The 13,250-nt window shown below is 69.3% G+C and carries 13 protein-coding genes; 7 read left to right on the top strand and 6 right to left on the bottom strand.

Features of this window, described 5'->3' with window-relative positions; genetic code table 11:
• Nucleotides 1-3: 3 nt before the first annotated feature.
• On the bottom strand, nucleotides 4-927 hold the full coding sequence (locus I6A60_RS11360) for a polyphosphate kinase 2 family protein (protein ID WP_203020623.1): 924 nt from the start codon (nucleotides 925-927) through the stop codon (nucleotides 4-6).
• 1,276 nt (nucleotides 928-2,203) lie between these two features.
• Between I6A60_RS11360 and I6A60_RS11355 the strand changes: the two genes are divergently transcribed.
• The 3 genes from I6A60_RS11355 to I6A60_RS11345 all read left to right on the top strand — a co-directional run bounded on the left by I6A60_RS11355 (nucleotide 2,204) and on the right by I6A60_RS11345 (nucleotide 5,937).
• Entirely contained in the window at nucleotides 2,204-3,616 is a 1,413-nt protein-coding gene (locus tag I6A60_RS11355; RefSeq protein ID WP_307873638.1) for a serine/threonine-protein kinase, read from the top strand.
• 224 nt (nucleotides 3,617-3,840) lie between these two features.
• On the top strand, nucleotides 3,841-5,289 hold the full coding sequence (locus I6A60_RS11350; RefSeq protein WP_203018859.1) for a DEAD/DEAH box helicase: 1,449 nt from the start codon (nucleotides 3,841-3,843) through the stop codon (nucleotides 5,287-5,289).
• Nucleotides 5,290-5,493: 204 nt separating this feature from the next.
• Nucleotides 5,494-5,937 carry a PPOX class F420-dependent oxidoreductase gene (locus I6A60_RS11345; RefSeq protein WP_203018866.1) on the top strand — a complete coding sequence of 148 codons (444 nt, stop codon included), beginning with the start codon at nucleotides 5,494-5,496 and terminating at the stop codon, nucleotides 5,935-5,937.
• 565 nt (nucleotides 5,938-6,502) lie between these two features.
• On the opposite strand, the gene I6A60_RS11340 is transcribed toward I6A60_RS11345, so the two are convergent.
• Entirely contained in the window at nucleotides 6,503-6,949 is a 447-nt protein-coding gene (locus tag I6A60_RS11340; protein ID WP_203018868.1) for a DUF6069 family protein, read from the bottom strand.
• A 69-nt stretch (nucleotides 6,950-7,018) separates the two neighbouring features.
• On the opposite strand from I6A60_RS11340, the gene I6A60_RS11335 reads away from it, so the two are divergent.
• A complete protein-coding gene (locus I6A60_RS11335) occupies nucleotides 7,019-7,162 on the top strand; it encodes a hypothetical protein (protein WP_203042423.1) in 144 nt (47 codons plus the stop codon).
• 9 nt (nucleotides 7,163-7,171) lie between these two features.
• Here the strand turns inward: I6A60_RS11335 and I6A60_RS11330 are convergent, their stop codons facing one another.
• Nucleotides 7,172-8,008 (bottom strand): SAM-dependent methyltransferase, encoded by an 837-nt coding sequence (locus I6A60_RS11330; RefSeq protein WP_203018877.1) that lies wholly within the window; start codon nucleotides 8,006-8,008, stop codon nucleotides 7,172-7,174.
• Nucleotides 8,009-8,196: 188 nt separating this feature from the next.
• The gene (locus I6A60_RS11325) at nucleotides 8,197-8,799 is read right to left on the bottom strand and encodes a TetR/AcrR family transcriptional regulator (protein WP_203018879.1); all 603 of its coding nucleotides are present in this window, start codon (nucleotides 8,797-8,799) and stop codon (nucleotides 8,197-8,199) included.
• A 76-nt stretch (nucleotides 8,800-8,875) separates the two neighbouring features.
• Here I6A60_RS11325 and I6A60_RS11320 point away from each other — a divergent pair, with 76 nt between their 5' ends.
• The 3 genes from I6A60_RS11320 (at nucleotide 8,876) to I6A60_RS11310 (ending at nucleotide 10,382) form a co-directional block, all read left to right on the top strand.
• On the top strand, nucleotides 8,876-9,649 hold the full coding sequence (locus I6A60_RS11320; RefSeq protein WP_203018882.1) for an SDR family oxidoreductase: 774 nt from the start codon (nucleotides 8,876-8,878) through the stop codon (nucleotides 9,647-9,649).
• A gap of 139 nt (nucleotides 9,650-9,788) precedes the next feature.
• Nucleotides 9,789-9,962: a nitroreductase/quinone reductase family protein gene (locus I6A60_RS41500; RefSeq protein WP_238435232.1), complete on the top strand. Its 174-nt coding sequence runs from the start codon at nucleotides 9,789-9,791 to the stop codon at nucleotides 9,960-9,962.
• Nucleotides 9,963-10,049: 87 nt separating this feature from the next.
• Nucleotides 10,050-10,382, top strand: a complete 333-nt coding sequence (locus tag I6A60_RS11310) for a hypothetical protein (RefSeq protein ID WP_203018884.1) — start codon at nucleotides 10,050-10,052, stop codon at nucleotides 10,380-10,382.
• A 141-nt stretch (nucleotides 10,383-10,523) separates the two neighbouring features.
• Here the strand turns inward: I6A60_RS11310 and I6A60_RS43455 are convergent, their stop codons facing one another.
• Together I6A60_RS43455 and I6A60_RS11300 are read right to left on the bottom strand one after the other, a co-directional pair.
• Nucleotides 10,524-11,153, bottom strand: coding sequence for a polysaccharide deacetylase family protein (locus I6A60_RS43455; RefSeq protein WP_307873637.1), 630 nt, complete (start codon nucleotides 11,151-11,153; stop codon nucleotides 10,524-10,526).
• A gap of 853 nt (nucleotides 11,154-12,006) precedes the next feature.
• Entirely contained in the window at nucleotides 12,007-13,149 is a 1,143-nt protein-coding gene (locus I6A60_RS11300; RefSeq protein WP_203018888.1) for an epoxide hydrolase family protein, read from the bottom strand.
• Nucleotides 13,150-13,250: the final 101 nt, after the last annotated feature.

Here is a 13,250-nt window from a genome sequence, read left to right as displayed (position 1 = left end):
GGCCTACAGGTCCCCCGACGCGCCTTCTGGTGCCTCCCTCTCAAGTTCTGCCGCCACTTTTCCCAGCTCACGACGGATATTCTCGCTCACTTCGGGATACTGCGGATCGATGTCGATAAGCGTGTGCGCGAGCACCGCGCCCGCGCAGATCCGAGCAAACCACTTCCGGTCCGCTGGTATGACGTACCAGGGCGCCCAGCGCGTGCTGGTCGCGGACAGCATCTCCGAGAAGGCGTGCTGATAGTCGTCCCAGTGCTCCCGCTCCCGCACATCGGCGGAGGAGAACTTCCAGTTGCGTTCCGGCACCTCGATCCGCCTGAGAAAACGGGTCCTCTGCTCCTCCTTTGATATGTTAAGAAAAAGCTTCACCAGCCTGAACCCGTTGTCCGAAAGATAGCGTTCCCAGTTGTTGATCTCGCGGTAGCGTCGGTCCCACACCCCCTCTCCCTTCTCTTTTTCGGGGAGTTTCTGGCGATCTAGGTTCTCTGGGTGTACCCGGACGACGAGAACCTCTTCGTAGTGTGAACGATTGAAGATGCCGATCTCACCGCGAGTCGGCAGGCGGCGGGCGTAACGCCACAGGTAGTCGTGGTTGAGCTCCTCCGCCGAAGGCACCTTGAAGCTACTGACCTGCACGCCCTGCGGGTTCACCCCGCTCATGACGTGCCGGATTACTCCGTCCTTTCCTCCGGCATCCAGCGCCTGGAGGCAGACCAGTACCCCGTATGTGTCCTGGGCAGCCAGGCGCCGCTGGTAGTCAGCCAGCAGAGCGATCCCGTTCTGCAGCAGTTCGACGCCGTCCTTCTTCTTCAGAGAATGCGGCTTGTAGCGCGGGTCGAAGTCCTTGCCTATGTTCACCTTCGAACCCGGCTTGACGCGCAGCGGCATAATGAGATGCCGGATACGTCTGGCTCGGTCGTCCTCCATCAGCAGTCGCCCCTCGTGTCGCAGCCGGCGGCGTTCGCCGGGAAACACCAGCGGACCCAGCTCCCGGAGAGCGCAGCACCCGCAAGCCGCCCCCATCGCCGGCATCGTGGGGAGCAACGTGGAGATCGCGCACGCGGCCACCTCCGGGTCTGCGTCGCGGCAGTGCACTCCACATCATGCGGACGCCGATGGTTGAGCGCGAACGCGAGGAGCCAGTCCGCGGCCCTCCGACGAGGCCATCATGTGGATAAATGGGTCGTGCGCGGAATATGTAAACGCGGAGAAGCGCCCCCTCACCGGCTCAAATTGATCGCGTTCCTCGAGACGCTCCCGTCCCGTCGAGAGCTGGGCGACCAGTTCTTACCGGCCGGTCCAAGTGGTCGGCGGCCAAGGCGGTCGACAGTCCATGACACGGCTACCGCATTGTCCTGCAGCTGCAATTTCTTGAATTTTGGTTGCCACCGCCGCCTAGACTCACTCTTATTGATGAAGGTAGCGAGAGAACTCGGCCTCGAGTCCGCTCGACTACAAGTCGAGTGCGCTACCAATTGCGCCACACCGGCATCGCCTCCCACGGTGCCGGAGGTGGCGTGCTCCCGGAGCAGCGCTGGGCCTGAGACGGCGCGTCGGGATCTCGAGCGGGCCGCCAGCTGCGGATGGACGGGGTATGGGCGGCAGTCAGCCAGACTCGCGAGCCGTGACCGGAGCCCTGACGGTGGCCAGCGCCGGGTCCGGCGAGGTCGGCCCGCTGGCTTGATCGCCGTTTTGGCCCTCGCGTGGTCACAAAACCGCGGCGGTTACAACCACGCGAGGGCCAAAACGGCGATCTTGCCGGTCTCGGGACGGGGCAAACCTTGCCGGAGGCGGCGCAAGGAGCAGCCGAGGCCCGGCGCAGAGGGCAACGCCACGGCGTGGATCGCGCCGCACTCCCACGAGCAGGCCTTGGCGGCCCGGGGACGTGCCCGGCTTCGACCGACGCAGCGGTGTCTCGGCGGGTTCGATACAGTGCAATCCGTGACATACCCGCTTGGACCGGTTGGATGGGACATGCCCGCGCTGTAGGCCACGGTTGACTGGTAGCGGACCGTTCTGCGGGCTGACCCCACGGTGGCCTTGGGCGTCAGCCGGCCGTGAGGAGCCAACGATTCCGCCCACGCGGAGTGATCCCGCCAGGCCAGGAAGCCTGGACAGGCGTAGCCATTCTCCTTTCAGCCGGGGACGGCATGTGACAAACGACCGTCTTTTCCTGCCCCTGTTGGATGCTGACCCGCGCGTCGTGAGCGGCTATGAGCTGCGCGCCCGGATCGGTGAGGGCGGCATGGGCACGGTGTTCCTGGCGACCAGCCGGGCTGGACGACCGATCGCGTTGAAGCTGATACGACCCGAGTTCGCCGACCATGCCGATTTCCGGCGCCGGTTCGCCGCGGAGGTCGCCATCGCACGGCGGGTGCAGGGCGCGTACACCGTTCCGGTAGTCGATGCCAATCCCGATGCCGCCCGCCCATGGGTCGCCACGGCGTACATCCCCGCGCCGAACCTCTCGGCAGCGGTCCGGCAGGCTGGCCCGTTGCCGGTCCGTGCCGTGCTCGGGCTGCTCGCCGGTGTCGCGGAGGCACTGGAGTCCATTCACCAGGCCGGCGTGATCCACCGTGATCTCAAACCGGGCAATGTCATGGTCGCGGCGGAAGGTCCGTTGGTCATCGACTTCGGTCTTGCCCGGGCGATCGAAGGCACGAGCCGGGAGCTCAGCCGACCCGGCGTGGCGGTGGGCACACCGTTGTTCATGTCGCCGGAGCAGGTCGAGAACAGCCGGGTCGGCCCTGCGTCAGACATCTTCTCCCTCGGCTCTACGGCCTACTTCGCGGCGACGGGTGACTATCCCTTCGGCGGCGACGGCGCCGTGTTTCACCGCATCGAGTACGACGAGCCCGACTGGGATCCGGCTCCGTGGCCGCTGCCGCTGGTCCTCACTCGCTGCCTGGCGAAGGCGCCGGCGCAGCGCGCGAGCTGCGAGGAGATCATCGACCTCTGTCGCAGGCTGTCCATGGAGCTCGCGGTACGGGTGGACAGCGCCACCGTTCCGACGACCAACCGCGGTCTGCTCGGCGAAGGCTGGCTCCCCGACACCATCGCCGCCGAGATCAGTAGTTACCGGCGGGCCGCCGCGACGACCCTGGCGCGACGCGGTCGCGAGCCGGGGCCCCCGCTGGCCAGCTTCGGTGAGTCCAGTACCGAGGACTACGAGATCCGCGCCCCAACCAGTCGCACGGTTCCCGCCGGCCGCGCCACTCGCATGACGGTCGGGATCCTCGCCGGCGGCGCGGCGACACTGCTGGTCCTCGTAGGCGCCTTGCTCCTCGTCCTCGGCCACCGGCACGGGATCGCCGCCACCGGCGCCGCGGCGACGTCCCTGGCACCGACACTCACCAACCTCGCCGAGGCACCGACGGCGACCATCACAGACCCGCAGCGCCCGCCCTCGCCTCGCCCGACGACGACGACGACGGTGAGTCACACCACGCCGGCGCCGGAGCTCAGCGCCAGCGCGATACCGAGTCTCACCCAGGCCCAGACCACTCCCCCGGCGACGCCCGAGCGAGGAATAGTCGGCGGGCTCCTCTACCTGCTTCTGGGCGGGCCGGCCCCCGATCCCCCGCCGACCACCGCCGCCTCCACGCCGGCCCGCTGACCTGAACGGCACTGGCCAAGCACCGATGCGCCGCGCGGACCAGCTATGCTGGCCCTATCAGCTCGTCGAGCTCCTGCCGCGAGTTGTCCGCGCGTCGTAGCACCCGCTGCCCAGCATCGGGCCTTCGCTCCGCGCGTAACCGGTCGAGTTCCTCGAATCCCCGGTTGTCGGCGGGACACCCGCACAGATAGCGATCTTTCTTGTCTTCGTTCACCGATCTTGGCGTGCCCGCGCGCCTGACCACCGTTCTCACCCGTCTCGCCATCGAGACTCCCACCCCCATCCAGCGTGCGACGCTGCCGGACGCGCTCGCTGGACGCGACGTCCTCGGCCGCGGCCGCACCGGGTCCGGCAAGACGCTCGCGTTCCTGCTGCCCGTGGTCGCCCGGCTGTCCGGTGGGCCTAGGGCCCGCGCCGGGTCCCCGCGCGCGCTGATCCTGGCGCCGACCCGCGAGCTCGCCGCGCAGATCGACACGGCGTTGCAGCCGCTCGCCGCCGCGGCCGGCCTCACCTCGTGCACCGTGTTCGGTGGCGTCGGCCAGAACCCGCAGGTCGCCGCGATCCGCCGTGGCGTCGACATCGTCGTGGCCTGCCCCGGCCGGCTCGAGGACCTCATCAAGCAGCGGCACTGCTCGCTCGCCCAGGTGAAGATCACCGTGCTGGACGAGGCCGACCACATGGCCGACCTGGGGTTCCTGCCCGCCGTGCGCCGGCTGCTCGGCCAGACCCCGTCCGGCGGGCAGCGCATGCTGTTCTCCGCGACCCTGGACAAGGCCATCGACACGCTGGTCCGCCAGTACCTCAGCAAGCCCGCTGTACACGAGGCCGACTCCGCCCAGTCCCCGGTGGGCACCATGGAGCACCATGTGCTGCACGTCGAGCGGGACAGCCGGCTCCCGGTCCTTGTTGACCTGTCCAGCGCGCCGGGCCGCACGGTCGTGTTCACCCGCACGAAGCACGGAGCCAAGGCTCTGGCCCGCCACCTCAACCGCGCTGGCGTGCCCACCGTCGAACTGCACGGCAACCTGAGCCAGAACGCGCGTACCCGCAACCTCGACGACTTCCAGGCGGGCCGGGCCGCGGCGCTGGTCGCGACGGACATCGCCGCCCGCGGCATCCATGTCGACGACGTGGCCCTCGTGATCCACGCCGATCCGCCGGCCGACCACAAGGCATATCTGCACCGTTCCGGGCGCACCGCGCGCGCCGGCAACAGTGGCACCGTCATCACCCTGGCGACCACGGATCAGCTCCGTGAAGTCACGCAGCTGGCCCGCGCCGCCGGCATCAGGCCGGCGACCACCCGGGTCGGGTCCGCCGATCACCCGGTACTCGCCACGCTCGCCCCCGGCGTTCGGTCGCTCACCAGCCCCGTGGTCACGACCGAACCTGAGACCAGGACCAGTCCGGCTCAACGCAGGCCGGTTGGCGGAAATCGCGGCACCGAGCCGACCCCGCGAACGGGCAGGCGACGCGGCCGCCGCCCCGCCAGCAGCCAGCGCGGCGGGCGGACCACCGCTACCGCCGGCCGGGCCACGGCGTCTCGACCGGCCGCGGCCACGGCTCGCACCAGCTCGCCCGATCACGAGGCCGGCCCGTCGTCGTCCACCGAGCGTGCCAGGTCGCGACCGACCCACAGCGCCGCGACGTTCAGCGCACGCCGCGGTCGCTGACCGGACTCGGTCACACCCACACAACGCGTGGGTGTGACCGAGTCGCGGGCCATTCCGAATGCCAGCCAACCTGTGGGCGAGAACCACCGCGCGGCAGGGCTCTGTTCGTGATCGCGGTGTGTCCACCACCTACCGACACCTGCGCCCCTCGCCGACGGCCTGAAGCTTTGACCTCGAGCCTGCTTCAGGTTTTAGGCTGCCTGCATGATCTTCACGGACGCCGAGCTTGATTACCTGATTCACCATCCCCTCGGGCGTTTGGCGTCCATCGGGCCAGATGGCGCCCCTCAGGCACATCCCGTCGCCTTCCGGGTTCACCCCGACAGCGGCGTCGTGGAAATCGGTGGCCCCGAGCTGCCCAAAAGCCAGAAATTCCGTAACGTCACGGCCGACCCGAGAGTCTCGTTCGTGGTCGACGACCAGTCCGACACCCCGAACTCGATCGGCCAGACCGGCCGCGGCATCGAGATCCGGGGACGGATCGAGATCTCGACCCAGGACCCGCCGCTCGTCCCCGGCTTCAGCCAGCAGATCCTCCGCCTTCGTCCGCGCCGAATCATCAGCTGGAACATCGGGGAGCTCGTGCCGGCAGCACCGGGGCGCCCGCCGCACCTGCAGGGCTATCAGTCCCGCGCCGTCTCGTCATAGCGCCCGGCGACAGCGCTGAGCTCCCGCCCGGTGAACGTCGGCCGCACGTGCGTACAGGCCAGCACGCCTAAAGCTCGGCTCCGCACCAGTAGCCGTCACGACTGAGCGCGGCAGGCGGCGGAACCGTCACGAAGTGATGCCCGCCCTGGTCGACGGTAATGAAGTTCTCGCACAGCGTCGGAAGTTCGGGCCGCGACAGATCGAGCGGTGCGATCCTTCGCGGGACTTCGTGCGGGCTATTTGGAACGCCAACGGTGGTTGGCAGGAGCGGGCAGCGAGGATGCTAGCGGGAGCTCCCTGGAATTGAAGAGCTGCCCGCTTCATCGTGATTGCGCCCGAAACAACGAGGTGCCGCGGTCCAAAGGCATGTCGCTGTGCTCGCCGAATCTGTGCGCGAGATCGCGATCATCCGACCGCGGTCGCGCCGAGCGATCTGGCGGGCCGCGGCCGGACTCACGAGGAGATCGCCGACTACCTCAACGGCTGGTCGCTGTCGGCAGCGGCGAGGTCGCCGGCGGCGCGTCGGCCGTTGGCGGCGGCCACGGCCGGCTGGACGATTCGGCCTTTACCGCGGCTGCGAGAGCCGGTGCCGGACCGTCGGAATGATGATCGCCGCGGCGATCAGATGCGCGGCGGCGAGTGTGAGCCCGGTCGTCAGGGGCGTGTCCGCGGCCGTGATCGGCAAGACGAGCGACAGGACGAGCAGCGGCACCGTCGTGCGGAGATAGGTCCGCGCGGGGCTCTTGGCGAATCGGGCCATCAGGACGACGACGAACGTGAACCAGAACGTGACGACCATGGTTCCCATGGCGAACATGCCGACCGTGATCGGCGTGGCGTGGTGGGAGCCCAGGCCGGCGGCCCTCATCGGTACGCCGGCGGCGCGCGCGGCCAGTCCCCAGAGCTCGACGACGACACTCGCGGCGAGGCCGGCGAGGTAGCTGACCTGCCAGACAGGTCGGCGCGCCAGGAAGTCGGCGGGGGGACGGGTGGAGATGGACGAGGTGGACATGCGGTTCTCCTGGCCGATCGGGGGAAGGTGCCTTCCACCCGAGGACGACGCGGCCAGGCCGTTCTCGACATGGATCCCGTGACCCGTCGCGAGAGAATTCGGGAGGCATGTCGAGCCGACTACCGGCAGGCCGCGGCGCTGACCGCGAGCATCCCCGAACGGCGCTACCTCATCGGTCGTGCCGCCGCGCTGGGCGCCAGACGTGCTGGCTGACGCGCTGGGTCAGGGCTTGCGGGCGACGCCCGCGTACAGCCAGTCGGTCCGCGGGCTGTCGTCGTCGCCCGGGTGCCATTGCCAGGGGCGCACGAGGCCGGGCTCGACGAGGTCGAGGCCGTCGAAGTAGCTCGCGATCGTGGCACGCGGCCGGAACGTCATGGGTGAGGTGGCGTTCTGGTAGGCCGCCTCGGTCCGGGCGACGCCCTCGGCCGGCGGGCCGTCCGTCGTCAGGTGCGACAGGACCAGGTAGGAGCCCGAGGGAACCGCGGCCATGAACTCGGCGAGCAGACCGGCCGGGTTCTCCTTGTCCTGGATGAAGTGGAACAGGGCGACCAGCAGAACGGCGACGGGCCTGGAAAGGTCCAGCAGGGCCGGCAGGTCGGGATGAGTGAGGATTCCCGCCGGCTCCCGCGCGTCCGCGGTGATGATCGTCGTCGTGTGGTCGCTGGCCAGGAGCGCACGGCCATGCGCCGCCACGATCGGGTCGTTGTCGACGTAGACCACACGCGGGGCCGCGACGACCTGCTTGGCGATCTCGTGGACGTTGCCCTGGGTGGGCAGCCCGGTGCCGATGTCGAGGAACTGGTCGATGCCGGCGCCGGCGAGCCAGCGGGTCGCCCGCTGCAGGAATCGCCGGTTCTCCCAGACGACGTCGTAGGTCACCGTGCGACCGAGCGCGGCGTCGACCTTCGCCGCGGCCTCCCGGTCGACGTCGAAGTTGTCCTTGCCGCCGAGGAAGTAGTCGTACATACGCGCCGGCGTCGGCCGGTCGGTCCGCAGATCCGCGAGCGCACTGCCCTGCGGGTCGTCAGGGGCAGCCGACGAGAAGTCCCAGCCAGTCATCGTTCCGCCAGTCAGGGGCCAGTGCCGCCGTTTGGCGGCCGACGGGTGGTCAACGGGGCAAACCAACGCTATCGACGGCGGTCCGCCGCCGGAGTCATTTGGCTGCTTTGGGTGAGGCTACTTCGTGGCACACAACAAGCTCTGCCGGTATCCCCTCGGAGGAAACCACGGTGATCGTCCGGTCCTGGTCAGACCGCCGGCCACGGCCAGGCCTCGAACGCGATCAGCGCGGTGGACTCGAGCTCTCGCCGGTCGGCTCCGTCGCGGGCCCGCAGCGCCATCCCCTGAAGCACCACCCCGGTGAACACGGCCAGGGCCCGCGCGTCGACGCCCGCGGGTAGCTCGCCAGCGCGGACCGCGGCGGCGGCAAGGCGCTCAAGCTGGTCGACTCCCGAGTTGCGCAGCCCTTGGAGCGCCTCGGCCACCTCGGCCGAGGCGCAGTTGACCGCCGCGCTGACGACGAGGCAGCCGGGCGGCCGGTCCGGCTGGGTATAGGCCGCGGCGGCCTCCCGCAGCAGCCGTTCCAGGCCACGCCGAAACGTCGGCTCCTCGGTGAACGCCTGCACCATGAAGGCCCTGTACTGCTGGCAGTACGCCTCGACGACCTCGTCGAACAACGCGCGCTTGCTGCCGAAGGCCGCATACAGGCTCGGCGGGCCGATGTTCATCCCGCCGGTGAGGTCGGCGATCGAGGTCGTCTCGTAGCCCCGCTCCCAGAACAGCGCGACCGCCCGTTCGAGGGCGGCGGCCCGGTCGAACTCCCGAGGCCGTCCTCCGCGCGATCTGTCCATGCCAACAGACTATAGCGGGCGCTACAGAACCTGCTACGTTGGTTTTGTAGCGGACGCTAGAGAAGAGGGGCCGAGCATGGGTACGTTGACAGCCAAGACAGCTCTGGTGACCGGAGCGAGCCGCGGGATCGGCCGGGCCGTCGCCCTGCGACTGGCCCGCGAGGGCGCCCTGGTCGCGGTGCACTACGGGAGCAACGAGGCCGCCGCCAAGGACACGGTCGACACCATCACCACGGCCGGGGGCCGGGCCTTCGCGCTGCGGACGCACCTCGGCCACGCGGGAGACGCGGAAGCACTGTGGTCGGCCTTCGACGACGGCATCCGGGAACACGCCGACTCGCCAGCGGTGGACGTCATCGTCAACAACGCCGGCATCGCTCTCTACGCCACCGTCACCGATGTCGAGGACAAGACCTTCGACGAGGTCTTCGCGGTGAACGCCAAGGCGCCGTTCTTCATCCTCCAGCACGGCCTCGACCGGCTGCGCGAAGGCGGCCGCGTCATCAACATCTCGTCGGGCGCCGCCCGGCTGGCGACGCCGATGCTCATCGCCTACGCGATGACCAAGGGCGCGCTCAACGCCCTGACGCGCACACTCGCCCTGGAGCTGGGACCGCGCGACATCACGGTCAACTCCGTCGAGCCGGGCATCGTGGAGACCGACATCGCGTTCTTTCTGGCCGATCCTCGAATGAACGAGCTGGCGGCGTCGTGGTCGGCATTCAACCGGCTCGGCCAGCCGGCCGACATCGCCGACGTCGTCGCGTTTCTCGCCTCGCCTGACGCACGGTGGATCACGGGCCAGTTCATCGACGCGACCGGTGGCTTCCTCCTCGGCCCGAAGTTCTAGGGACCACCGCCGTGACGCAGCCAGACGACTATGTTCCCAGCCCGTTTCCCACGGTCCGCGAGCAAGTCACGCGCTATGAGGCGACCGGCGGCCGGGAGGCCGGGACCCTGGAGGGCATCACAACCTGATCGCGAACCCATTGGTCCTGATCCGCGACGGCGACACGATCAGGTCGATGGTCGCCCGGGAGGCAGCCGGAGCCGAGAAGGCCAGGCTGTGGGAGACCGCCGACGCGGCGTGGCCGCATTTTCCCGAGTATCGCGCGAACACCACTCGCGAGATCCCGCTGCTCGTACTCGAACCACCGAGGTGAGCGTGAAACCCCAGGTCATTGCGAGCGGCTCAGTCCTGGCGCTCCACAGGCGCCCGAAATGTCGCACCCAGCCGGCAGACTGCGGCCATGAGCTTCGACCTCGCGATCTGGGAAGGCGAGCGGCCGGCAGGCGATCCGGCCGCCGGGCTCGCCTTCGACGAGATGATCCAGCGCTACGACGAGGAGGAAGCCGAGGCACCCCCGACTGAACGCATCATCGCCTACGTCGAGGCGCTGTCCCGCCGGTGGCCGGATGAGGACACCGGCCCGTGGTCGGTCACACCCGAGCCGGCCGGGCCTTTCCTCTACCTCTGCGTCGTGTGGAGTATGGCCGGCGAGGTGGCCGCCTACGCGGCCGAACTCGCGAGATCGATGGGTCTGATCTGCTACGACCCCCAGTCCGAGACCTTGCTGACGTAGGAGTGGCCTGCGACGAGGTTCGCCCGGCTCCGGCATCCCCGTGATCGCCGTTTCGGCCCTCTGATGGTCGTGACCCAGCCTGTTTCGTAGCCACCCGAGGGCCAAAACGGCGATCAAGACGACGGGCAGACGTCGCTGGCGTCAGAGGGTCACGAAGGTCAGGCCCCTGCTCTTCAGCTGCGGCAGGACTGTCTGCAACGCCTGGACCGTCTCCGATCGGTCCACGCCGGCCGGGTGTTCCCCGTCGCCGTCATGGCAGAGCAGGATGTCCCCGGGCTTCGCCGCCAGCAGGCTGGCGACGATCTTCTGCGTTCCGGGGCGGGACCAGTCCCTGGGGTCGATGTCCCACGCGATCGGCTTCAGGCCCCGGCTGGCCTCGGCACTGAACACGGGCGGCGACCAGTCGCCACCCGGCGCGCGGAACAGCGTCGGTGCGGTGCCGGCGGCCGCGGTGATCGCGGCCTGGGCGCCACCGATCTCCCCGTCGATCGCGGCCGCGGACCGGTGCGAGAACGGCAGGGGGTGGGTCATGCTGTGGTTGCAGATCGCGTGCCCCTCGGCGACGATCCGCCGAACGAGGTCCGGGTGGGCGCGTGCCTGTCGCCCCACGATGCAGAAGGTCGCCCGCACGCCGTACTGCCGCAGCAGCGCGAGCACCTGCGGCGTCCAGGTCGGGTCCGGCCCATCGTCGAAGGTCAGCGCGATCGCGTTGGCCGGCGCGTTCGGAAGAACCTGATGCACGGTGTAGGCGGGCCGCTGCCGGACGGCCACGGAAGCACCCCCCGGAGCCTTAGCCGGAGCCGGAGCCGGAGCCTTAGTCGGAGTCGGAGCCTTAGCGGGAGTCGGAGCCTTAGCGGGAGCGGCGGCCGGAGCCGGAGCAGCGGCCGGGGCCGGAGCAGCAGCCGGCCGGGCAGGAACCGCAACCGGAGCGGCGGCCGGAGCCGCTACGGCCGGCGGTGGCTTGGCCGCCAGTGCCGGCCCCGCGACCTCGGCCACGCCGGCCGAGGCCAGCCCGACGGCCCCCACCAGCGCCCAGGCCGTCAGCCGACGCCGTGACCTGCCCGCGTCCCGCTCCCGAGCCTCCTTCGGTGCCAGGTCGCTCACCCACCGCCCTCCGCGCGGCCCGCTCATCGCACGCACTCCACATCGGGCGTCCTGCGACCAAAGGGGGCGGATGGGAAGAAACCAGGCAGCGCTAATCCAACCGTAGGAATGATCTGAAGACAGGATGGGCCGAACATTGACCCAATCTAACTGTTCGCGCGCGGACGAAAATGTCGGCGATTCGCATCTGCCCGATTTCCAGGGATTTCGCCGACGCGCGTCCAAAGGTCGACATCGGGCATTCCCGCGTCGCCGGACGGAATTTCCCGCACGGCGTTGGCTAGCTCACAATCCCGACCTGGCGCCCAGCCGTCCCGCCCAGGCGCCGGTCGGGCGCGCGGCTGCCGGGTCGGCCGCTGTCTCGACGGTGGTGATCGCCAGTTTGGCCCTCTGGTGGTTGTGATCCGGCTTCGATCGCGACCACGGAAGGGCCAAATCGGCGATCAAGGTCGGCGTCACGTAGCGCGGCAGCACCGATCGGCGGAGCCGCCTGGTCGGACCGACATGAGCGGCTCGATGTTCAGCCGAGGTCGGCGAAGAACTGGCGAAGGTCGTCTACGACCAGGTCCGGGTCGGTGGTGTAGGCGAAGTGGCCGCCTCGATCGAACTCCCGGTAGCGGACGACGTTGTTCGCCCGCTCCGCGAAGGCCCGCACGGTCCGGTAGTCCTCGGGGAACACCGCGACCGCGGTCGGCACCTTGTTCGGCAGCTCGCGGTAGCCGGCTCCGGAGTGCGCGTCCTCGTAGTAGTGCCGCGCGCTCGACACACCGGTCCGGGTGAACCAGTAAATGCTCACGTGAGTGAGGTAGGTGTCGACGTCCAGGTAGTCGGCGTAGTCACCCCAGCCGGTCCACAGTTCGGCGTTCCACGCCAGCTGGCCGATCGGCGAGTCGGTGAGTCCGTACCCCAGGGTCTGCGGCCGGGTCTGCTGGATCTTCTGGTAGCCGGCCTTGCTCTGGAAGTCCGCTGTACTGCCGGACAGACTCGCCCGGTCCGCCTCCGACAACGCGGCCAGCTCCGCCGGATCACCGGACGGAAACGCGAAGATCTGTAGAAGGTGCACCCCGACCAGGCCCTCCGGCCCGAGAATGCCGAGCTCCCGCCCGACCAGCGCGCCCGCGTCGCCGCCGACCGCGCCCCACCGTCGATAGCCCAGCCGTTCCATCAGCGTGGCGAACGCACGGGCCATCCGGGCGCTGTCCCACCCCGGCTCGGTGACAGGGCCGGAAAAACCGTAGCCGGGCAGCGAGGGCACCACGACGTCGAAGGCCGGCGCGGAGCCGCCGCCGTGGCCGCGCGGGTCGGTCAGTGGCCCGATCATCCCGAGGAACTCCGCCACAGAGCTTGGCCAGCCGTGCAGGAGCAGGAGGGGCAACGCTGCCGGTTCACCGGACCGCACGTGCAGGAAGTGGATGTTCTGCCCGTCGATGGTCGTCGTGAACTGTGGAATCTCGTTGAGCCGGGCCTCATGCGCCCGCCAGTCGTAACCGGAACTCCAGCGGTTGGCCAGCCTCTGTACCACCCCGAGCGGCATGCCGTAGTCGGTTCCGGCACCGGTCACCTCGGACGGCCAGCGGGCGGCGGAGAGGCGCACGCGGAGATCGTCAAGGTCGCGCCGCGGGACGTCGATGCGAAACGGCCGCAGGTCGGGCAACGTCGTCATGCCCAGAACCGTAGGGCCGATTCCGGCCGGATCCTGACCTAAAGCGGCGACGACCCAAGCTCGGGACCGGCGACGCGGCAGTGCCCCGACAATCGACTCCG

The sequence above is a fragment of the Frankia sp. AgB1.9 genome (assembly GCF_016786355.1).
Classification (GTDB): Bacteria; Actinomycetota; Actinomycetes; order Frankiales; family Frankiaceae; genus Pseudofrankia.
The sequence above is the reverse complement of the archived record's forward strand: the minus strand, read 5'-3'. Positions and strand labels throughout refer to the sequence as shown.